General features: G+C 70.9%; 17 protein-coding genes and 1 pseudogene. 8 read left to right on the plus strand and 10 right to left on the minus strand.

The features are described from left to right. Nucleotides 1-27 precede the first annotated feature (27 nt). The 4 genes and pseudogenes from FVS66_RS32405 to FVS66_RS32420 all read left to right on the plus strand — a co-directional run. Nucleotides 28-258 (plus strand): hypothetical protein, encoded by a 231-nt coding sequence (locus FVS66_RS32405; RefSeq protein ID WP_149184835.1) that lies wholly within the window; start codon nucleotides 28-30, stop codon nucleotides 256-258. Further along, nucleotides 255-2771 carry a heavy metal translocating P-type ATPase gene (locus tag FVS66_RS32410; protein ID WP_149184836.1) on the plus strand — a complete coding sequence of 839 codons (2517 nt, stop codon included), beginning with the start codon at nucleotides 255-257 and terminating at the stop codon, nucleotides 2769-2771. Before FVS66_RS32405 ends, FVS66_RS32410 begins: the two co-directional genes overlap by 4 nt. Beyond that, nucleotides 2768-3268, plus strand: coding sequence for a copper chaperone PCu(A)C (locus FVS66_RS32415; protein ID WP_149184837.1), 501 nt, complete (start codon nucleotides 2768-2770; stop codon nucleotides 3266-3268). Before FVS66_RS32410 ends, FVS66_RS32415 begins: the two co-directional genes overlap by 4 nt. A gap of 49 nt (nucleotides 3269-3317) precedes the next feature. After that, a pseudogene (locus FVS66_RS32420) lies at nucleotides 3318-4158 on the plus strand (transposase); the annotation flags it as partial. A gap of 164 nt (nucleotides 4159-4322) precedes the next feature. On the opposite strand, the gene FVS66_RS35320 reads toward FVS66_RS32420, so the two are convergent. After that, entirely contained in the window at nucleotides 4323-4490 is a 168-nt protein-coding gene (locus tag FVS66_RS35320) for a hypothetical protein (protein ID WP_187645796.1), read from the minus strand. Between the two features lie 31 nt (nucleotides 4491-4521). Further along, a complete protein-coding gene (locus FVS66_RS32425) occupies nucleotides 4522-5616 on the minus strand; it encodes a glycosyltransferase family 2 protein (protein WP_262387341.1) in 1095 nt (364 codons plus the stop codon). Between the two features lie 546 nt (nucleotides 5617-6162). Between FVS66_RS32425 and FVS66_RS32430 the strand changes: the two genes are divergently transcribed. Beyond that, complete coding sequence (locus tag FVS66_RS32430) at nucleotides 6163-7611, plus strand: cellulose binding domain-containing protein (RefSeq protein WP_149184839.1); 1449 nt, start codon at nucleotides 6163-6165, stop codon at nucleotides 7609-7611. A 136-nt stretch (nucleotides 7612-7747) separates the two neighbouring features. Here FVS66_RS32430 and FVS66_RS32440 read toward each other — a convergent pair whose 3' ends face one another. Next, nucleotides 7748-8569 (minus strand): hypothetical protein, encoded by an 822-nt coding sequence (locus FVS66_RS32440; RefSeq protein ID WP_187645803.1) that lies wholly within the window; start codon nucleotides 8567-8569, stop codon nucleotides 7748-7750. Between FVS66_RS32440 and FVS66_RS32445 the strand changes: the two genes are divergently transcribed. Then, nucleotides 8495-8995 carry a GNAT family N-acetyltransferase gene (locus FVS66_RS32445; RefSeq protein WP_149184842.1) on the plus strand — a complete coding sequence of 167 codons (501 nt, stop codon included), beginning with the start codon at nucleotides 8495-8497 and terminating at the stop codon, nucleotides 8993-8995. The genes FVS66_RS32440 and FVS66_RS32445 overlap by 75 nt on opposite strands. A 760-nt stretch (nucleotides 8996-9755) precedes the next feature. Continuing rightward, nucleotides 9756-10727 carry a linear amide C-N hydrolase gene (locus FVS66_RS32450; protein ID WP_149184843.1) on the plus strand — a complete coding sequence of 324 codons (972 nt, stop codon included), beginning with the start codon at nucleotides 9756-9758 and terminating at the stop codon, nucleotides 10725-10727. Between the two features lie 141 nt (nucleotides 10728-10868). On the opposite strand, the gene FVS66_RS32455 is transcribed toward FVS66_RS32450, so the two are convergent. Both FVS66_RS32455 and FVS66_RS36405 read right to left on the minus strand, forming a co-directional pair. Beyond that, nucleotides 10869-11909 (minus strand): isocyanide synthase family protein, encoded by a 1041-nt coding sequence (locus FVS66_RS32455; protein WP_262387332.1) that lies wholly within the window; start codon nucleotides 11907-11909, stop codon nucleotides 10869-10871. Between the two features lie 120 nt (nucleotides 11910-12029). Beyond that, nucleotides 12030-13439: a cytochrome P450 gene (locus FVS66_RS36405; RefSeq protein WP_262387333.1), complete on the minus strand. Its 1410-nt coding sequence runs from the start codon at nucleotides 13437-13439 to the stop codon at nucleotides 12030-12032. Between the two features lie 473 nt (nucleotides 13440-13912). Here FVS66_RS36405 and FVS66_RS32470 point away from each other — a divergent pair, with 473 nt between their 5' ends. Next, on the plus strand, nucleotides 13913-16930 hold the full coding sequence (locus FVS66_RS32470) for a BTAD domain-containing putative transcriptional regulator (RefSeq protein WP_187645798.1): 3018 nt from the start codon (nucleotides 13913-13915) through the stop codon (nucleotides 16928-16930). Nucleotides 16931-16962: 32 nt separating this feature from the next. On the opposite strand, the gene FVS66_RS32475 is transcribed toward FVS66_RS32470, so the two are convergent. The 5 genes from FVS66_RS32475 to FVS66_RS32495 all read right to left on the minus strand — a co-directional run bounded on the left by FVS66_RS32475 (nucleotide 16963) and on the right by FVS66_RS32495 (nucleotide 21603). Then, a complete protein-coding gene (locus tag FVS66_RS32475; protein ID WP_149184845.1) occupies nucleotides 16963-17217 on the minus strand; it encodes a ferredoxin in 255 nt (84 codons plus the stop codon). A 19-nt stretch (nucleotides 17218-17236) separates the two neighbouring features. Next, a complete protein-coding gene (locus FVS66_RS32480; protein WP_149184846.1) occupies nucleotides 17237-17881 on the minus strand; it encodes a dTDP-4-dehydrorhamnose 3,5-epimerase family protein in 645 nt (214 codons plus the stop codon). A gap of 7 nt (nucleotides 17882-17888) precedes the next feature. Continuing rightward, entirely contained in the window at nucleotides 17889-19040 is a 1152-nt protein-coding gene (locus FVS66_RS32485; protein WP_149184847.1) for a nucleotide disphospho-sugar-binding domain-containing protein, read from the minus strand. An 88-nt stretch (nucleotides 19041-19128) separates the two neighbouring features. Next, a complete protein-coding gene (locus FVS66_RS32490; RefSeq protein ID WP_149184848.1) occupies nucleotides 19129-20349 on the minus strand; it encodes an FAD-dependent oxidoreductase in 1221 nt (406 codons plus the stop codon). Between the two features lie 51 nt (nucleotides 20350-20400). Then, entirely contained in the window at nucleotides 20401-21603 is a 1203-nt protein-coding gene (locus FVS66_RS32495; protein WP_149184849.1) for a cytochrome P450, read from the minus strand. Nucleotides 21604-21796: the final 193 nt, after the last annotated feature.

A 21796-nucleotide genomic window follows, 5' to 3' on the forward strand; every position in this document is an offset into this window, starting at 1 on the left:
GGCGCTTCTGTGCAGGAGCGGAACATCATGAAAGATGCCCAGCGGCCGCTGGTGGGCCTGAGCGGCTTCGTGGCGCTGCTCGTGGCGCTGCTCGCCGTCTCGTACACCGTCGGGTCACTCGCCGGTCCCGTCGCGCCCGGTCTCCACCCCGGCCAGAGCCGGCCGCTCGACGGCACCGGCGGCGCGGGGGAAGGCAACGGCAGCGGCGAAGGCGGGATGGACATGGGCGGAATGGACATGGAAGGGATGAGCCGATGACCGCGCCCGGCCCCGTGGCCGCCGCCACGAGCACGGTCGGCACCTCGACCACGACCACCTCCACCGACCTCGTCATCGGCGGCATGACGTGCGCGGCCTGCGTGAACCGGGTCGAGAAGGGCCTCGCCAAGCTGGAGGGCGTGGCCGCCACGGTCAACCTCGCCACCGGTACGGCCCATGTCACACACCCGCCGACGTACACCGTCCCGGACCTGGTCGCCGCCGTCGAACGCTCCGGGTTCACCGCCGAGCTGCCGGCCCCGCCTCCGTCCGAGGAGGACTCGGAGGCCGCCAGGCGGGAGCGGCGCGACCAGGAGACCGCCGCGGAGGACGCCGCGCAGCGGCACCGGCTGCTGGTGACGGCCCTGCTGTCCGTGCCCGTACTGGTCCTCTCCATGGTTCCCGCCCTGCAGTTCGCCAACTGGCAGTGGCTGTGCTTCGCGCTGGCCGCGCCCGTCGCCTTCTGGAGCACCTGGCCCTGCCATGTGAAGGCGTTACGGGGGCTGCGGCACTCGGCGGCCACCATGGACACGCTCGTCTCGCTCGGGGTGATCGCGGCGTTCGCCTGGTCGACATACGCCCTGTTCCTGGGCGGCGCGGGACAGCCGGGCATGCGGATGCCGTTCAGCCTGCTGCCGTCCGCGTCCACGGGCGTCGCGCACGTCTACCTGGAAGCGGCCGTCGCCGTACCGCTGTTCGTGCTGACCGGGCGGTACCTGGAGGCGCGCGCCAAGCGCGGCACCGGCGCCGCGCTGCGCTCGCTGGCCGAACTGGCCGCCAAGGACGTCGCGGTGCGCTGCGAGAAGTCCGGCCGGGAGCGGCGCATCCCCGTGGAGCAGCTGCGTGTGGGGCAGGTCTTCGTCGTACGGCCCGGGGAGAAGGTCGCCACGGACGGCGTGGTCGTGGAGGGCGGTTCGGCCCTCGACCTGTCGCTGGTGACGGGCGAGAGCGAGCCCGTCGAGGTGGGGCCCGGCTCCCCGGCGGTCGGCGCGGCCGTGAACGCCGGGGGGCTGCTGCTGGTCCGGGCGACCGCGGTCGGCGAGGACACACAGCTGGCCCGTATCACGAAGCTGGTGACGGGAGCGCTGGCGGGCAAGGCCCGGGCGCAGCGCGTCGCCGACCAGGTCGCCGGTGTCTTCGTCCCGGTGGTGCTGGCGCTGGCCGTCACGGTGCTGGGCTTCTGGCTGGGCGCCGGCGCGGACCCGCAGGCGGCCGTGACGGTCGCGGTGGCCGTCCTGGTCGTCGCCTGCCCCTGCGCCCTGGGCCTCGCCACACCGACTGCTCTGCTGGCCGCGACCGGCCGGGGCGCCCAGCTCGGCATCCTCGTCAACGGCCCGCGCGCCCTGGAGGCCCTGCGCGGCGTCGACACCGTGGTCCTGGACAAGACGGGCACTCTGACGACGGGCAGGCTGCTCGTCACGGACGTCGCGGCGGTGGGCGAGGACGCGCCCGGCGTCGAGGGCGCCGCCGGCGGGACGGGCGCACGAGCCACCGTACAGACCGGCGACGCGAAGGCCGTCGCGCGGACCCGCGGCGACGACACGGCGCGGCGTGAGGTGCTGCGGCTCGCGGGGGCCGTGGAGCAGGGGTCCGACCATCCGCTGGGGAAGGCCGTGGCCGCATACGCGCGGCGGACGCTCGGGGACGACGCGCTGCCCCGCGTCGACGCGTTCGTGTCCACGACCGGGGTCGGCGTCACCGGCCTGGTCGACGGGCGGCGCGTCGAGGTGTGCGCCCCCGGGGACGACGTACTGCCGGAGGCGCTGGCCGCCGGGCTCGCGGCGGCGGAGGCGGCCGCGCACACCCCCGTGCTGGTCAAGGTGGACGGCACCCCGCGCGCGCTGATCGCCCTGGGCGACACCCTGCGGCCCGGGGCGTACCGGGCGGTGGAGCGGCTGCGGAGGCTCGGGCTGCGGCCCGTGCTGGCGACCGGCGACCGGGACGCCACCGCGCACGCCGTCGCCACGCAGCTGGGCATCCCGGAGGCGGACGTCCACGCCCGCTGCACACCCGAGGACAAGGCCGCGCTGGTGGCCGCCCTGAAGGCCGAGGGCCGCCGGGTCGCCGTGCTGGGCGACGGTGTGAACGACACGGTCGCCCTGGCCAACGCCGACCTGGGCATCGCGATGGGCAGCGGTACGGACGCGGCGATCGGCGCGGCGGACGTGACACTGGTCCGCGAGGACATCGAGGCCGTCGCCGACGCCGTACGGCTCGCCCGCCGCACCCTCGGCACGATCCGGACCAACCTGGTCTGGGCGTTCGGCTACAACGTGGTCACCATCCCGCTCGCGGCGACCGGCTGGCTCAACCCGATGGTCGCGGCCGCCGCCATGTCGGTCAGCTCGGTGCTCGTCGTCACCAACAGCCTGCGGCTGCGCGGCTGGCAACCGGCACGCCCGGCGTCGGCCACGCGCAGGACACCGCGGCGGACCACGGAACCGGCCTCGGAACCGGCCTCGGAACGGGCCTCGGAGCAGGCGACGGAGACGACCACGGAGGCCCCCGCATGACGCCGGTACGACGCCGGGCCGAGAAAGCCCTGCCCGCGCTCGCCGCCGTCGTGGCGAGCGCGGTCGCGCTGGGCGGTCTCACCGCCTGGACCACCGCGGGGGCCGCCGGGACACCGGCGGAGCTGAAGGTCACCCACGCGCGCGTGCTCCAGCCGTTCCCCGGCCGGGAGTCCACCGCGGTGGTCTTCTCCATCACCAACAGCGGCACCGCCGACGACCGGCTGACGTCCGTGACGTCCCCGGCCGTCACCGAGGCGATGATCTCGCGCGACGACGACGTGGGCGCCGGCGCGGCCCGCATGCGGATGGTCGCCTCGGCGACGGTCCCCGCGCGCGGGACGCTGGAGATGACCCCGTACGGCACGGACGTCATGGTGGAGCTGCGCGAGCCGGTCACGCTGGGCCAGCGCATCCCGTTCGTGCTGCGCTTCGAGGAGAGCGGCGACATCGAGGCGGAGGCGGTCGTCGTCCGGCACTCAGAGTGGTCCTACCGCTAGCCTCGCCGTTTCACTTGGGTACGGATGGCTTTGGGGCGGAAACGTGAAAGTGCCTTCGGTTCTATCGGTCCAGGCGGAGGGCACTTTCCACGTGCAGGGTATCGGTTTGCGTCCCAAGATCTGTGTCAGTGCCGATGGTTCGGGGGTAGTCGGGCATGCCGGGGCACGGTTGCTGGCGGATCTTGCCGATGCCACCGGGCTGACCGCCGCGTACTCCGCCGCTCTCAGACCGCTTCGGCCGCGCGGGACCGGGCATGATCCGGGACGGATCGCCACAGATCTCGCGGTGATGCTCGCCGACGGCGGCGAGGCCATCGCGGACCTCTCCGTGCTGCGGGACCAGGCCGAGGTGTTCGGCCCGGTCGCCTCCACGCCCACGGCCTGGCGGCTGCTCGCCGACACCGACGAGGCTGCACTCGCCTCACTGCGAGTGGCCCGCGCCTCAGCCCGGGAAGTCGCCTGGATGCAGGCCGCCCAGACCGGCGAGGGCATACCTGCTGTCCGGGTCGGCGGACGAGAGCTTTCCGGCCTGGTTCTGGACCTCGACGCCACACTGATTGCCTGCCGCTCGGAAGAGGAACAGGCAGCCCCGACCTATAAGAGTGGCTTCGGCTTCCATCCGCTGCTGTGTTTCCTCGCCGAACAACGGAGAGGCCGTGGCGGGGCGGCTGCGGCCCGGGAATGCCGGCGCCAACACCGCCGCCGACCACATCACGGTGCTCGACCAAGCGCTCGCGCAGATCCCTGATGCCCACCGATACGGCACCGACATCCTCATCCGCGCCGACAGCGCCGGATCCGCGAAAGCCTTCCTCGCCCACGTCCGCGACCTGCGGAAACAAGGAATCCGTACCACCGAGCCCGCGTGCGGTGAGGAGCGGGCCTCAAGTCGCCCGGGGGCGCGGGACGCCCCGGCGCGGGAGATGCCCATGGCCGACGGCCGGTCGTCGGCCCCGGCCCGTGGCGCGGAAGCGGAAACGGCCCGCCGGAGAATCCGACGGGCCGTCACGAAATATTCGAGGTGTTCCTCAGCCTCGCGCGCTTCGGCGGCGGATCAGTCACCGACTATGCGGTGATCCCTCCGGCGGCGCCTGAAGGATGCCGCGAGCGTGAACGACGACACGCTGACGAAGAGGACGGTGGCGCCGAGGACCACCTCGTAGATGTTGGCCAACTTGGAGATCGCGTAGGTGGCGACTGCGAGCACCACAAAGAGTCCCAAGCCCTTGAGGGAATTCACTGCTCTCCTTGATTCATTTCCACGCGGACACGCGGGTCACGTAGGACTTCACGATGGAAGAAAAAAGCCAATAGGTCCGTACGACGGTGAACACCAGCTCGGGAATCAGCAGGAGGGCGACGAGGACCGCCTTCCACCCAAGAGCCCGCACCTGGACCGCTGGATAGATGATCCAGAAAGCGAAGAGCGCCAGGAAGATCGGATACTCGGCGAATCCATGCTTCAACGACATGGCGATGTTCGGCAAGCCCCACCCGAAAATGTAGATGGCGGCGAGAACGCCCAGGATCATGATGGAGATGGAGTGCCAGGTGAACTTCGTCCAGCCACGGGCACGCAGGGTGTCCACGGTGCCGCGACTCCACCTCTCGCGTTGCTGAATCAGCTCGCGCAGCGTGGGCATGAGGTCGGTGTACGCGATGCAGAGATGATTCGCGGTGACCTTCCAGCCGGACTCCTTGAGCGCCAGCGTCGTCTCGTAGTCCTCGACCAGGTTGCGGTGGTCTTCCCAGAAGACCTCACCCCGCCAGTCGATCAGATTTTGCAGGGCCTCGGCCCGGTAGAAGGAACCGGCGCCCGCCATGGTGTGGACATCGCTGCGAAACCGGCGGTTGGCGGCCCGGCCGTACTCGATAATCTGCATGCCGAGGAGATAGCGCTGCCACGGGTTGCGCCACAGGTCGGTGCGGCCGAAACACGTGGCGCTTACACCGCCGAGCTCCGGATCGGACGCGATGACCTTGCAGGCTCGCTCGATGAACCTCGGGTGCAGCTCGGTGTCGGCGTCCATGACCAGGACGTGCCGCACCGCGCCGGACAGCCGCCCCCCGACGGCCTCCCTGAGCCAGCGCAGACCGTAGTTGAGAGCGCCCGCCTTCTTGTGCGGGTTGTTGGGGAAGTTCAGGACGACTGTCGGCGGCGTGGACTGGTCGTTCGCGAACTGGTGCGCGTATTCCTCGGTTCGGTCGGTCGAGTTGTTGACCACCACGATCACGAGGTCAGGGCGCCGGGTCTGATGAGACAGCGAGGCCAGCGACGTGAACACCCCGACTTCCTCGTTCCGTGCCGGAACCAGGACGACGGTTTCGTAGAGAGCGTCACCGCCCATCTCGTCGGGTGATACGCGGCCTCTGCGGTGCCGGCTGCCCGACGCGCGCGGCGCTTCAGGACGCGCACGACGCGCACGAGTGCCTGACAAATCCTTCTCCCCACCCCAAGTCAAGCTCACAGGCCCGATACCTCGTGGTGATCCTGTGAAATCCTTCCGAGAAGGTACCGTATGCGCGTCCGATCGCCTGACCGAACGGGCCGGACCTGCGACGATCGGCGATCGCACCGCTGAACGACACCTGAACTCCGCGGGCTTCGCACCTGACAAAACTCGGCAAGTCGGGCGCCGCAGAGCCCCCGCGCGTCCGAATAGTGACCAAGGACACACTGGACGACCCCCCAGGTCGCCCCGTTTCGAACCCGCGGCAAAGATGCACTGCCCCGGCCATAAGCGGTCAAATCGGGCGAATCGGCGATCATGTCGGCGGCTCCCGCTCTCACGCAGACCATAGTTACGATGGCCGCCGCCATATGACCCGTCGTAAAGTCCGATGCGAAGCCTGTGTGCCCCGGTACCGCCTTTGCGTCTCGCCAAGGAGCTTCCGTGAGCCGTCGCCGCAGCAATTCCCCTCGCCGCGCGTGGTCCGTGCTCAAACCATTGCTCCTCGTCGCCGTAATCGCCGCCGTGTCCTTCGCCGGCTTCAAGCTCTACCCCCAGTGGAGTTCCGGCGATTCCGAAGCCACGGAACTCACGGTCCGATACCGGACCGACGCGCCGGCGGCGACCACCGTCGCCAAGCCGTGGCTGGAAGTCGTCAACACGTCCGAGAAGACCGTGGCACTGAGCGACGTGACGGTTCGGTATTACTTCTCCGCCGACGAGTCCGCCCCCTACGGCTCCAACTGCGTCGAGACGCATGTCGACTGCTCGAACATCACGACCAAGATCGTCGAGTTGCCCGATCCGACCCTCACCGCCGGCCACTACCTCCAGGTCGGCTTCACGCAGGCCGCCGGCAGCCTGAAGCCCGGTGAGACGAGCAAGGGGATCGGGCTCCAGCTCTATCGTCTCGACCACAAGCGGCTCAACCAGGCGGACGACCACTCGTTCGACGCCAAGGTCACCCACTACGCGCCGTCGAAGCTGGTGACCGGGCACCTGCGTGGCGTGCTCGTCTGGGGCGAAGGGCCGAACGCCGGAACCTCCGCGGCGGGGCAGGACTCCATGCCCTACGCGTCGGCGCCGGCCATGACCGCGCCGCCGACGGGGATCCTGTTCGACAACTTCCGCTACAGCGGCCACGACGACCCCGCGCTCATCATCAACGGCTGGTCCGCGCGCACCGGCGCGGGCGGACCCGGGATCCGCGACACCTGGGCGCCCGAGAACATCAGCTTCCCGGCCGCGGAATCCGCCCAGGGCGGCCAGGCGATGCGGCTGCGGGTCACCACCGACGGAACCGAGCAGGGCACCAAGCAGGCGGAGATGCAGAGCAACAAGGCCCAATTCCTCACCGGAACCTGCGCCGCCCGGATCTACTTCAGCGACAAGCCCACCGACGGCAGCAACGGCGACCACATCAACGAGTCCTTCTTCACGATCTCGCACAAGGAGAACTCGCCGAAGTACAGCGAACTCGACTTCGAGTACATGCCGAACGGCGGCTGGGGCGCCCCGGGACCCCGGCTCGACACCACGACCTGGAAGAGCAGCAAGGACGGGGACAACGTCACCCGTGCGCTGAAGAAGAAGCCCCTCCAGGGCTGGCACACCCTGATGATCACCGCCATGGACGGCAAGGTCACCTACTCCCTTGACGGTCGCGAGCTGTTCACCAGCGGCAGCAAGTACTTCCCTCGCGAGCACATGGGCATCCACTTCAGCGCGTGGCTCGTCGACCTTCCCTTCACGGGGCCCCGCACCTGGGACATGAAGGTCAACTGGCTCTACTGCCAGGCCGATCAGGCCGTGCCCCTGGCGGATGTCCAGAAGGCCGTGGACGGCTTCTACGAGAGCGGTACGCGCCACGTCAACACCCTGCCCACGTCCTGATCCGGCCCGCCCACGGCGGAACACGACCGGGAAGGGATGAGCACGGCAGGGCAGGGACAGGACATGAGTGAGGGGCGGTGCGCTCGCGACGCGAACCGCCCCGGGGGGATGGGGAAGGGCCGGACTGTCCCGGCGGTCAGGCCGCCACGGCCACCTTCGCCTCGGCCTGGGCCGCCTCCGGCCCCTCCCCGGGTACGGCCTCGAGTGCCTGCTTGCACATGCCCTTGAGGAGGATGACGAGTGCGGTGCTCACCAGGGTGCCCGCCATGATGGCGACCAGGCGCGCATCGGCACCCACTTCGCCCGCGCCTACGTCATCCCCGTCACCTGACCCCGCGTTAGAGTGACCGCACTCGGCCCCGGCGCCGCCCTTCCCCCCGTGGGGCCGCCAGGCCGCCGCCCGCAAGAGCGCCGCCGCCCAGGCCCGCGCGAAGAAGGGCCTGCGCGAGATGATCCGCCGCGGACACCCGTCACCTTCCGCGGACTCGCCCAGACCGCCGACGTCTCGCTCGACTTCCTCTACCGGTGCACCGAGATCCGCCAGCGCGTCGAACAGCTTCGGGACCAACAGCCAAGCCCGCCACGACCGGACCCGCAACCGACCGACGACTCGCCCAGCAGCGTCGTGCGCACCCCCACCGCCCAGCTCGCCGAGCTCGAGCGACGGCACCGCGACGAGGTCCAGGCCCTGCGACAGGCCAGGGAAGCCGCCCAGAGCGAGAACCTCGAACTGCGACGCCGCCTCGGCCCGCGCCAGAACGCCCGCGCTGCCGTGAGCCAGGCCCCAGTGCGGAACAGCGGCAGTCCCGAGGAAATCGGGTCGACTCGCCGACCATGACTCACGTTGGCTTGGCGGCATGTCTGACTGCGTACCGATCGCCTCATGCTCCGCCGATGGCAAGACTCCGATCTCGAACCGTGGGCGGCGATGAACGCCGATCCCGAGGTTCTGGAGCACTTGGGCGACCTGCTTACGCGTGAGCAGAGCGATGCCTCGGTGGCGCGATTCCAGGCCGAATTCGACCAGCGGGGTTACGGATGGTGGGCGGTCGAAGTACTGGACACCGGCCAGTTCATCGGCTTCACCGGCCTGGACCAGGTAGATGACGGAATGCCGTTCACGGGGGTTGAGATCGGCTGGCGTCTCGCCCGCTCGGCCTGGGGCCACGGCTACGCCACCGAGGCCGCCCGGGCAAGCCTGGCCTACGGTTGCGAAACCCTGGAACTACGGGAAATCCTTGCGGTGACGACCGCCACCAACCTCCGTTCCCAGGCCGTGATGCGCCGAATCGGCATGACCCGGGACCCCGCCGACGACTTCGACGACCCCAGCGTGCCCGAGGGGCCGCTGCGTCGGAATGTTCTATACCGGATCCGCCCGTAGTCCGAGGGCTGACGCTCGCCTGCACGGCCCGCCAGGCAGACACGGATATCCGCATCGGCTTCAGGGCACGGCAGGGACTCATGTCCGACCCCACCCCCGATCTCTTACGGACGCGCCGCAACCGTTCTACCTCCACATACGGCACCGATTCACCCGTTTGCCCCGGATACGGTGTGGACGACCCGCAACAACGACGCCGCGGTCGCCCAGCTCCGCGCGGGGGGCCCCGAGATAAAGGATGAGGACGTGGGCCGGCCCTCGCCGCTCAACGGTGATTTCGATGCCGCGGGTGCGGACGAGGACCGCGGCAGGCAGCTCGGTGGCGAGCTGGAACAGGGCAGTCCAGCGGGCTTCCGCGAGCGGGATGCCGAGTTTGCGGACCTCTCGCCCATGGCCCAGCCGCTGATCGACCGGCCGGGCTGGCCGCCGGGGAAGGGCCAGGGTGACTCTGTCCGGCCGAGGGCGGCATGGCTGCGGTGGGCCGCGACCTGCTGTCGGGCCAGGTCAGCCACGTGTGCGGGAAGTAGCCGGCCCCGGGTCTCGTCCTGCGGAGCGGTGCAGGGCGTCTCCGGCGCGGGGGCGCTCCGGCGGAGGGCGGCCACGGGGACTTCGGAAGGACGGGGCGCCGTGCGCGCCGTAGCCTGAAGATCTGCGCACGACGGGCCGCCGGTACGCGCACCCGGGACGTGCCGGGCCGCACCGGGGCGGAGGAGCCCTCGGCGGACCGGCGACGCCTCTAGGCGGGAGAGCGGAGGACGGCATGTGCTCCAAGATCACCTATCGCACGGGTACGGGAACGTTCATTACGGGCCGGGGGATGGACTGGAACGATCCGACGGCGGAGACGGCGTTGTGGGCCCTCCCGGCCGGGATGCGACGCGACGGCACTGCCGGGCCTGACCCGATCGGCTGGACGTCGAGGTTCGGGTCGGTGGTGGCGTCGTTCTACGGCGGGGCGACGTGCGACGGTATGAACACGGCGGGGCTGGTGGTCAACGTCCTCTATCTGGCCGAGTCCGAGTACGGCGAGCCGGGTACGGACGGCAGACCGACGATCTCGATCGGAGCGTGGTCGCAGTACTACCTCGACAACTTCGCGACCGTCGCGGAGGCCGTGGACGCCACGCGCGGCGATCCGTTCGCCATCGTCGCTCCGGTGCTCCCGAACGGGCGGGCGGCCACGGCGCACCTGTCGCTGTCGGACGCCTCGGGCGACTGCGCGGTGATCGAGTACCTCGAAGGCCGTCCGGTCGTCCACCACGGCCCGCAGCACCGGGTGATGACGAACTCGCCGGTCTACGATCAGCAACTCGCCCTGAACACGTACTGGGACCTGATCGGGGGGAACAGCATGCTCCCCGGCACGATCAGTGCGGCGGACCGGTTCGTGCGGCTGAGCTACCACCTCAAGAGCTGCCCGGAGTACGAGGACCCGAGGCTGGCCGTGGCATCGGTCTTCTCCCAGATGCGGGCGATCGGCGTGCCCTTGGGGATGGAGGACCGCGACCATCCCAATATCTCGTCCACGTTGTGGCGCACAGTCGCCGATCACGACGCCCGCCGCTACTACTTCGAGTCGACGGTCGAGCCGTCGGTGGTCTGGGTGGACCTGGACCAGCTGGATCTGGGCACCGGTGCCGACGTGATGGCGCTCGACGTCGTCCGCGACGGACTCGCCGGGGAGGTCTCCGCCGCATTCCGGCCGCGGAAGCCGTTCGGCTTCATCTCCTGAGTTCCGGAGTGACCTCGCCCCCGGCCCGCTGCGCACGTGCCCGCGGGACCTTCGTGCAGCCCCCGCCGCACCCGGGCGGCACGCTGCCGACAACCACGCCGGGCGGCGGCGCGGCGGGCGGCGCGGCAGCCTGCTCCGCTGTTACGCCGCGGTGGGGCGGGCGTCGGTACCCGTCCCGGTCCCCGTGCCGCTGCCGTCGCCGACGGCCTCGAAGTGGCTCGGGCGGCCGTCCTGGTACACCTCGCGGCCCAGCTTCTCCGCGTCACGGCGGTGCATGAGCTCCCAGCTGCCGTCGGTGTGGTGGAGCAGGACGGAGTGCCACGGCGTGGTCCACGCGTCGGCGGCGCCGAGGAGGCGGATGCCGAACTTGATCTCGCCGCGGTTCTGCGGGTGGATGGAGAGCCGGACGTTGCGCGGATAGCTCTCGGCGATCAGCTCGCTCCACGCCCGGCTGCGGAGGATGACCTCGTAGGCGCGGCGGCGGCAGTCGCGCTGGAGCGCCGACCGGGAGCCCTCCCAGTTCGCGGTGTCCTCGACGAGGAACCGGGTGATGCCGCGGTACATACGCAGCGTCGAGTCGTCGACGCGCACCTCGGCCTTGAGCTCCTCGATGGACGGGCCGAGGTTCTCCGCGGCCTGCTTGCGCTTCTCGTCGTACGACAGGTCCGGCCCGTACACGTCGCGCAGGTCGAACGTGCCGAGGTGGTCGGTGAGGCCCTCGGCGCGGATCATCTCGCGCAGCTCGTCGCCGTACGCGTCGATGTGCTCGTCGGGTACGCCGATGACGTCACCGAAGATATGGCCGTCGGAGCAGATCAGAACCCTGGCGCCGGGGGCGTAGACCTTCTCGATCTCGGCGCAGAGGGAGTCGAGGAAGCGCATGGCGAGCCGCTCGCCGTGGTCCGGGAGGTGGCTGAAGACCTTGTCCGGGTTGGGCGACTTGCAGGGGAAGCCGGGCAGGCTGAAGATCACCTGCTCGTTGTTGCGGACGAAGTCGCCTATCTGCCTCAGTTGCTCCGGGAAGTGGTCGGTGGTGTCCAGGTGCGTGTCGGGCTCGACCGTGCGCCTGTGCGGCAGGAGTAACCCGAGGATCTCGTGGCTGATGCGCTCGGCCTCGGGCGTCAGCGCGGTGGTGGCGGCGGACGAGGTGGAGGAGGTGGTGGAGGAGTGGGACATGGACATGGTTGATCGGCTCGCTTCCGTGAGTCGTGTTGCCGTGAGATGTGGTCCTGTGGGCACCCCGGGAGGGCTCGCGGGCCCGGGCGGGTGCGGTGGGAGCGGCGGCGGCACGGGCCGCGCGGCTCAGTGCTGTACGGGGCAGCCGCCGCGCGGCGCGGCGGCGTCCGACGGGCCGTAGGCGACGGGCAGTTCGTTGACGCCGCGCGCCAGGACGGCGCCGATCCAGGCGAGGTCCTCGCCGGGCACGGCCAGGCGCAGCCCGGGCAGCCGGGTGAGGAGTGTGCGGAGAGCGATCTGCAGCTCGACGCGGGCCAGGGCGGCGCCCGGACAGAAGTGGATACCGTGCCCGAACGCCATATGCGGGTTCGGCGTTCGGTCGAAGTCGAGCGTGTCGGCGTCGGGGAACCGCTCGGGGTCTCGGTTGGCGGCGCAGAGCGACACGATCACCGAGTCGCCGGCGGGGATGCGGGTGCCGAAGAGGTCGGAGTCCTCGGCGAAGAACCGCCAGGTCGTCAGCTCGAAGGCGCTGTCGTAGCGGAGGAGTTCCTCGACGGCGCGGGCGAGCAGGCCCGGGTCGGCCTTGCCGCCACCGTCACCGCCGTCCCCGCCGTCCCCGCCGTCACCGCTGTCGTCCCCGTCCGCCTCCCCGTCCGCGCCTCCGTCCGCGCCTCCGTCCGCGCCTCCGTCCGCGCCGACAGCCTCCTGCAGGCGGCGCAGCTGGGCCGGGTGGCGAAGGAGGGCGATGAGGGCGGTGGTGATCTGGTTGGTCACCGGCTCCTGTCCGGCGACCAGCAGCTGGAAGACGATGGAGTCCTGCTCCTCCTTGCTGATCGCGCCTTCATCGCGGGCCCGGACGAGCTTGGTGAGGAGGTCGTCGCCGGGGTTGCGGCGCTTGTCGTCGGTGACCTCGGCTATGTAGTTCTGCAGGCCGCGCAGCCGCCCCTCGTAGACGGGTCGCTGCGGGTCGGAGGGGCCGACGGGCTGGACGACCTTCCCCCAGTCGCGGTCGAAGCGCGCCGCCAGGGCGTCCGGCAGGCCGATGACCTCGGCGAGTACGCGGAACGGAAAGTGCGCGGCGAAGGTGCTCACGACATCGACGACACCGCTCTCGTCCGCGCCGTCGGACGCGTCGCCGAGTGCCGCGTCCATCAGCTCGGTGGCGATCTCCTCGAACCGGAGGCGCTTCCGCTCGACGTTGCGGGGGGTGAATGCCTCGGTGACCAACTTCCGCATCACGGTGTGCTTCGGCGGGTCCTGGTGCAGCAGATGGACCTGGAGCTGGGAGTGCTGCGGCTCCGGCATGATGGCCGCGCGCTCGCGCCAGGCGCTGTTGCCGAGGTCGTGGTTCTTGCCCAGGCGGTCGTCGTTGAGGGCGCCGTGTGCCGCCTCGTACCCGGTGACCAGCCATGCGTTGACCCCGCTGGGGAAGTTGACCCGGTGGACTGGGCCGTCCTCGCGGAGTTCCCGGTACAGCGGATAGGGGTCGGTCTTGTACTCCTTGCCATAGAGAGGCAGCGGTTCGGAACGTGGCATGGCGTGGTGCTTCCTTCCAACTGGCGTAACTGGCGTAACTGGTGTGAGTGGTGCGAGTGCTCCGCACGCGGGCATGCCTAGGCGGCCCCAGGGCGTGCCCGGAGCGTCGAGAGCGAGGAGTCGGACTGCTTGATGCCTGGAGAGACAGGCCGGCCGGTGATAGCGCGGTGCGCGGGACGGGGCCCTTGCGAACGGGCCGTCAGTCGCGTTTCCGGAGAACCGGCCGCCTTGTGCGCGGGGTCACATTCGGACCGTCAACGCTTACAAGTCACCAACAGTGAACGAGTATTCTTGGCCACAGGTCGGCATGTCAAGTTCGATCTGTTCATCCATCAAGTTGTTCAATCTTGACCAGAATCCACCAATCAACTGGCCAAAATGGTTGCGTCGACCACCGTGTTCATCCCATAGAGTGAGTTTTTATGATGGCCTCACGGGGGAGCGCTGTCCGGTTCAGCATTCTGGGCACGTTGATGGTTTCGGTCGGAGAACAACAACTCCACCTGGGCGGACCGCGCGCCCGCGCGGTACTGGCCGCACTGCTGCTGGAGGCGAATCGGCCGGTGCCGATTTCCCATCTGGTGGAAGCCGTGTGGGAACGGGTTCCACCCGCGACGGCCGAACATCAGATTCGTAAGATCGTCGCGGATCTGCGTTCGCGTATTCCCGACGCACAGGAAATCCTGCTGACCGACGGGCCCGGCTACCGCATCGTCGTCGGCGCCGGGCAACTGGACCTGATCCGTTTCGACCAGGCCCTCGACGAGGCCCGCCGCTGCGCCACCGTCGACGGCGAAGTGGCCGCCCTGGAGACCGCCCTCGGCCTGTACCGGGGCCAGGTCCTCCCGGACAGCCGCAGTCCCGTGCTCACCGCCGCCGCTGCCGCCCTCGAGGACCGCTGTCTGGGCGCCCGCGAACGGCTCCTGGAACTCCGCCTGGAGCAGGGCCGCGCCCATGACGCCGTGAGCGAGCTGCTGCCGCTCGTCGCCGAGCACCCGTTACGGGAGTCCCTCAGCGCGCTGCTGATGGTCGCCCTGTACCGGGTGGGCCGACAGGCCGACGCGCTCCGCGTCTACCACGACCTGCGCCATCTGCTGGCCGAACAGCTCGGCATCGACCCGAGCGGCGCCGTCAACCACCGCTATCAGCAGATCCTCCGCAACGAACCCGGCCTCGACCGGCCCGCCGCCACCCGCCACGACCGGCCCGCCGCCGCGCAGCCCCCGCCGAGGCCGCCCCGCTCTCTCCCGCACGACCTGCCGGACTTCACCGGCCGCGAGGCCGAGCTCAGCCGGCTCCTGTCCCACGTCCCGGCCCACCCCGCGCACCCCGCGCACCCCGCCGACGCCCACCAGGCCGTACGGATCATCACGATCGACGGGATGGCCGGCATCGGCAAGACCACCCTCGCCGTACACGCCGCACACCGTGTCGCCGACCGGTACCCCGACGGGCAGGTCTTCCTCGACCTGCACGGATTCAGCCCGCACAGCGCCCCCGTCGAGCCGCACGACGCGCTCGGCACCCTGCTGCGGGCCGTCGGCGTGCCCGACGACCGCATCCCCGGCGACCCGCCCGACCGTGAGAGCTTATGGCGCGGTCTGACCGCCGACCGCCGCATGCTGCTGCTCTTCGACAACGCTGTCGCCTCGGACCAGGTAGGCCCGCTGATCCCCGCCGGACCGGGCTGCCTGGTCCTCGTCACGAGCCGCCCACGCCTCGCCCAGCTCGACGGCGCCACGCCGCTGCCCCTGCCCCTGCCCACGGCCACCGACGGCCTGGCGTTCCTCCGCAACGTCCTCGGCCACCGCCGCGTCGCCGCCGAAGAGGAGGCAGCCGCCGAACTCGTCGCCCTGTGCGGCCGCCTCCCGCTCGCGCTGCGCATCGTCGCGTCCCGGCTCACCAACCGCCCCCAGTGGACGCTCGCCTATCTCGCGGGCCGACTCCGCGACGACACGGCCCGCCTCGACGAACTGGTCGTCGAGCACCGCAGCGTCCGCGCCGCCCTCGACCTGTCGTACACGGCCGTCCCCCACCGCCACCAGGAACTGTTCCGGCTCCTCGGCGCCCACCCCGGTACGGACTTCGACGGACACACCGTCGCCGCGCTGGCCGGCGTCTCCCCGCAGACGGCGGAGGCGCTCCTGGAGGACCTGCTCGACGCGCGGCTGGTCGTGCAGCACACGCCCGGCCGCTACACCTTCCACAGCCTGGTCCGCGCACTGGCCCGCGAGGCCGCCGCCCACGGACCGCACACCGCCCGCGAGGCCGGGCACCGGCTGCTCGACTACTACCTGACGGTCGCCGACCAGGCCGCCGACCTGGTCAGACCCCGACGTGGACGGCTGCGGCCCGCCCCGCTCCGGCACACCCCGCGCGTCACACCGCCGCTGCGGGACGCGGCCGACGCGCTGGCCTGGTTCGAGACGGAACGCGCCAACCTGCTGGCGTCCCTCGCCCACGCCGAGGCCGCCGGGTTCGACTCGTACGTCGCCCGCCTGCCGTCGGCGTTCGCCCACTATCTGCACGCGCGCGGCCATATCGAGGACGAGCTCGGCGTACTCCGCAAGGCCGTGGCCGCCGCACGCCGCCTGGGCGACCCCGCCCTGGAGAGCGCGGCCCTCACCGACATGGCCGCGCCCTACGGACACCTGGGCCGCGTCGAGGAGGGCCTGGAGTGCGCGCAGGAGGCGCTGTCCCTCGCCGAGCGTGCCGGGGACAGAGTGGGCGCGGCGTTCTGCCTCGGCCGGATCGGCATGTTCCACAACGCCCTCGGCCGGCACGAGAACGCCATCGCCGCCCTCCACCGGGCCCTCGTCCTGCTCAGCCGGGCCGACGCCCACGCCGAGGAGAGTGCCGTCCTCACGTCCCTCGGCGAGGCCCAGTCGGCGCTCGGGCGGCACGCCGAAGCGCTCCAGACCAGCCGCCTGGTGATCCTCCACAGCAGGGAGACCGGCGACACCTACGGGGAGATCACCGGCCTGATGGGCGCGGCCACCGCCTACGCGGGCGCCGGGCAGCTCGACATGGCCCTCGACCGGCTGGCCGACGCGTCCGAACTGGCCCGGCGCACCGCGACCCCGGACGGCCAGGCGCCGATCCTCGCCCAGTACGCGGACATCTACCGCCGCCAGGGCCGCCACCGCGAGGCCCTGCACGCCGGCCACGCGGCCCTGCAGCTGCTGCGCCGGGTCCGCCGCCCCGCCCTGGCGGCCGCCGTCCACAACGTCATCGGCGCCGTCCACCGGGACCGCGGCGAGTACCAGCGCGCCGAGGGCCACCACCGGAAGGCCCACCGTCTCGCCCAACAGGCCGGGCTGCGCCGCGAACTGGCCCTCGCCCTCGACGGCATCGCCCACGCCCGCGCGCACAGCGAGGGCCCGCACGAGGCCAAGGAACACGAGCCCCGCCGCGCGGCCCCCGCACCCCCCGCCCCGGGCCCGGCGTCGTACCGCGCCCGCGCGTGCGCGACGGCCCACCCGACGGACTGACGCCCCGCTCCGGGACCGTCGGCCCGCCGTGATCACCGCAGCGGTGCCAGCACCTCACCGGTCGTGGCGTCCCGTACCGTGATCGCCTCCATCGGGCAGGTCTCCGCCGCGTCCCGCACCCCGTCGTCCGGCGGGACCACCTCGTCCACCGGGCGCGCCCGGCCGCCGTCCAGGCGCATCCGGCCGTGCGCGGTGCCGAGGCACAGACCGCTGCCGGCGCAGACGAGCCGGTCCACCTCGATCCGCCACTTCCCCCGGGCCTGTTCCGTCTCCTGCTGCTGGGACATCTCCTGTTTCCTCTCACCCTCACGGGACGACAGGGGGCTGTGCCGGGCGGGACGCGACGCGGGCGGCCGCGCGCAGCGACCGCTCCACGGACAGCGCGGCCTCATAGCCCGGCAGGATCCCCCTCCGCTCCGCCTCGGCCGTCGTCACCGCCCTCCGGTCACGCTCCGAAATGATCAGTTCCGAGTCGTCGGGTACGGGCAGGGCGAGATCCGGATCGAGTACCGAGACCGCCTCCTCGTTCTCCGCCGCGTGTTCCGCCGACAGCAGATCCGTGATGACGGTCTCCTCCAGGGCCACGCACGCGTGCCCCATACCGGCGGGCAGATAGACACCGCTCGGGTAATCCGCGTCCAGCACGATGGATTCCCACGCGCCGAACGTCGGCGATCCCACCCGTACGTCGACGGCGATGTACAGCGCTCGGCCCCGCGAGCAATGTGTGTACGTCGCCATGCCCGGCGGTGTGCGTGTGAAATGCACACCGCGTACCGTGCCCCGCCGCGAACGGCTGTGATCGGCCTGCCGCACGGGGAACAGCGGGCTGCCGGTGGCCGCTTCGAACGCCGCCTCCTGATAGGGCGAGGCGACATGTCCGCGCGCGTCGCAGAAGGTCCGCGGCACGAAGAGAAAGGCACCCGCGGTCCTCAACTCACGCACGTCCATGGCGGCTTCAGGACCCCGTCAGGTCTTCCAGTCGGGTGACGACGTCGTGCGGGGTCGGCATGGCGCCGATCTCCGCGCGCACCTCCGCCGCGGCCGCCCGGATCGACATGTCCGCCAGGACGGACTCCAGCAGCTCCGGGCCGATGTCGTCCGGCTGCGCGATGCGGCCCAGGCCCCGGTCGGCGATCGCCTGGGCGACGACCGGCCGGCCGAGGCCCTTGAAGGCGGGCATCACCTGCGGCAGTCCGTGCACCATCGCGCCCAGCGCCGTACCGGGACCGGCGTGGTGGACGACCGCCGAGCATCCCGCCAGCAGCGCGCTGTACGGGACCCAGTCGAAGGCCCGTACGTTCTCCGGGAGGGGCCCGAACGGCTCCAGGTCGACGCGCGGCAGGACGACCACGAACTCGGCGTCCGTCTTCGGCGCCGTCGCCAGGACCCGCTCCAGGATGACCGCGGCCTCCCCCGGCATCGGCCCGCTGCCGAGCGTGACGGCGATACGGGGCGCCTCGGGCCTGCTGTTGAGCAGCTCGTACAGCGGCCCGGGCAGCGGACCGCTGCCGTTGTACGGCACGTACCCCATCGACCACATGCCGGGCTCGGCCGGGACGACGCTCGGCGGGGTGATGTCGATGGTGGCCCGCGCCTCGGGCAGGGTGACGCCGTGCTGCTCGAAGAGGTCGGCGTGCAGCTCGCTCATCGTCTCGGCGGACGGGTTGACGAACCCGAAGCCGTGCTGGACGGCGGGCACACCCAGTTTGGCGGCCGCGACGATGCCGGGCGTCAGCAGCGGCGAGTGCACGACGACATCGGGCCGCCACTGCTCGGCCGTACGGATCATCGCGTCCACCATCTCCGGCTGGAGCCGCAGCGCCGCGGCGACGGCGCCGCCCACCGCCTCCGGGTACGGGACGCCGGACGCCTCCTGGAGCAGCTTCGCGGCGACCTCCGGGTGGTGCCGCGCCAGCTCGCCCACCATCTGGTCCAGCGACAGGCCGGGCGCGACGTCCACGGTGCGGGCACCCGCCTCGCCGAGGGCGAGACCCGGGCCGCAGGAGGCGACCAGGACCTCGTGGCCGGCCATCTGGAGGGCCCAGGAGAGCGGAACCATGGGATAGGTGTGTCCCGTACCCGGGGTGATCGTCATCAGTACACGCACTGGAGGTCTCCATTCGGGGAACGGCGGCGCGGAAGGAACGGAACAGCGGGAACAGCGGCAACAGCGGCAACGGTGGGAACGGCGGGCGTCAGCGGAGCAGCTCGACCGGGTGCTCCGGCCGCAGCCCGATGGCCATCGCCCGGGCCGGGCCGCCCTGGAGCGGCGGCAGTCGCTTCATCACCCGCAGCACGACGGGCGTGGTGGACTTGCCCTCGCCGCGGACCCAGGGTTCGAGGAACCTGGTCTGCAGGAACCGCTGGATGCGCTGCGTGGCTGCCGTCGGCGGCATACGGCGCTTCTGCAGCCGCATCAGGTGCTCGTTGCGGAGTGTGCCGTCCCGCAGCGGCTCGGCGAGGACGTTGGCGGCGGCGACGGCGTCCTGGAGGGCGAGGTTGATGCCGACGCCCATGATGGGCGACATGGTGTGCGCGGCGTCCCCGAGGCAGAGGAGGCCCGGCCGCCACCACTGCCGCAGCCGGTCGATCTGCACGTCGAGGACCTTGACGTCGTCCCACGTACGCAGGTCGTCCTCCAGCCGTCCGGCGAGGAACGGGGTGAGCGTGGCGAGGCTCTCCCGGAACCGGTCGAGGCCCTTGGCGCGCAGATCCTCGTATCCGCCCTTGCTGACGGCGACGGCGCCCTGCCAGTGGCCGAGCCGCTCGATACGGACGAAGAGCCGGCCGTCGGAGAGCCGCCCGACCATGCCGCCCGGGTCGCTGTCCTCCTTGGTCAGCCTGAACCAGAGGATGTCCATGCCCGAGCCGAAGACCTGGGGCCGCATGCCGGCGCTGTCGCGCACCACGGACCGCCGCCCGTCGGCTCCCACTGTCAGTTCGGCGCGGAGTTCGTGCTGTTCGCCGTCGGCGTCCTTGTAGCGGAGGCCGTTGACGCGTCCTCCGGCCGTGGTGACGCCGGTGACCTCGGCGTTCCGCACGAGTCTGAAGTTCGGGAACCGGCTCGCCTCCTCCAGGAGGAAGTGGAGGAAGTCCCACTGCGGCAGGAAGGTGATGTAGGGGAACCGGCCGGGCAGCCGGCGGAAGTCCGCCAGGGTGTGCGGCCCGTCGTCGGTGACGACCTGGAGGCAGTGGATGCGCTGGTGCGCCAGTTTCTGGAAGGTGTCCCCCAGGCCCAGTTCGACCATGAGCTGGTGGGTGGAGGCGTGCACCGTGTCGCCCCGGAAGTCCCGCAGGAAGTCGCCGTGCTTCTCCAGGACCACGGTGTCGACCCCGGCGCGGGCGAGCAGCATGCCGAGCATCAGCCCGGCCGGCCCCGCGCCGGCGATGGCGCATGTGGTGTGACCTGATGCCATTGTCTCCCTCAATCGGTTCTCAGGATTCGTCCGTCCGCGCGCAGGCGGAATTCACCATTCGACGAGCAGGGATTCCGGCGCCCGCGCGATGAGGCCCGGCTTCCACGGAACACTCTCCGGGGGACCGGCCAGCCGCAAGGTGGGGAATCTGGCCATGAGTCCCTCCAACGCCACCTTCAGTTCGGCGCGGGCGAGGCTCGCGCCGAGGCAGAAGTGCATTCCGTGGCCGAACCCGAGATGCGGATTGCGTTCCCGGTCGAAACGGATGGTTTCCGGGTCCTCGAAGACCCGTTCGTCGCGGTCGCCGGCGGCCCGCTGGAAGATGACGGTCTCGCCCTCGCGGATGCGTACGCCACCGATCAAGACATCCTCGGAGGCGCGCCTCGGGAAGCTGCCCACCGAGCGGAGCGGAATGATGCGCAGCATCTCCTCGATGGCGGGGTCCAGAAGCTTCGGGTCCTCGCACAGCCCCTCGTACAGATCGCGCTGGGCGAGCAGCAGGAAGCAGACGTTGGAGATCATGCTGAGCGAGGTCTCATGGCCGGCCATGAGGACGCCGATGCCGGTCCGTACGGCCTCCATCTCCTCCAACTGCCCGGCGTCGAGCGCCTCGATCAGCACGGATATGAGGTCGTCGGACAGGCTGTCGCGGCGCTTGGCGATCAGCCTGCGGAGGAAGTCCTCAAGTCCGTCCCGGGCCTCGTCGATCTCCTCCTCGGTGTGCGCGGAGGTGGCGACGAAGACGTCGGAGTACCTGCGGAACTCGGCGCGCTCCTCGTACGGGACACCGAACAGCTCCACGATCATGCGGACCGGGAGCGGCACGGCCAGCCGCCGCACCAGGTCGCCGGGCGGGCCGGCCTGCTCCATGGCGTCGAGCTCGCTGGTGACGAGGTCCCGCATACGGTCGGCGAGCTGCGAGACGATACGCGGCCGGAACGCGTGCGCGACGACCTTGCGGATCCTTCCGTGGTCCGGCGGGTCCATGCTGAGCAGGTTGCCGGGGCGCAGCGGCAGCGGCGTGACCCGCGCGGTGTCGGGGGCCGTCGCGGCGTGCGAGCTGAACCGGGGGTCGGCGAGGAACTGCTTGATCTCGTGGTAGCCGGTGATGAGCCATGCCTCGCCGCCGTACGGCATCGTCACCCGGGAGACCGGCTCGGTGCGGCACAGCTCCAGATAGCGGGGATGCAGGTCGAGCCGGACAACCGGGCCGAAGGGGTAGTTCGACGGCCCGGCGGTATCTGTGACGGTCATGGTTGCCACCTTCTGCGAGTCGTCCGTCGTACCGGGAAAGGGAGCACGAAACCCGTGCTGGGCCTTGCGGCGAATTCCCGGCGATCGACGGTGAGGAGAAGAGGAACGAAGCTTTGCGGGCCGGACTGATCAGTCTTCGCACGGCAGTGCGTCTGCGCACGCCGAACCGGCCTCTCGTAAGGGAATCCTCTCA

Source organism: Streptomyces sp. TRM49041, assembly GCF_008271805.1.
GTDB lineage: Bacteria > Actinomycetota > Actinomycetes > Streptomycetales > Streptomycetaceae > Streptomyces.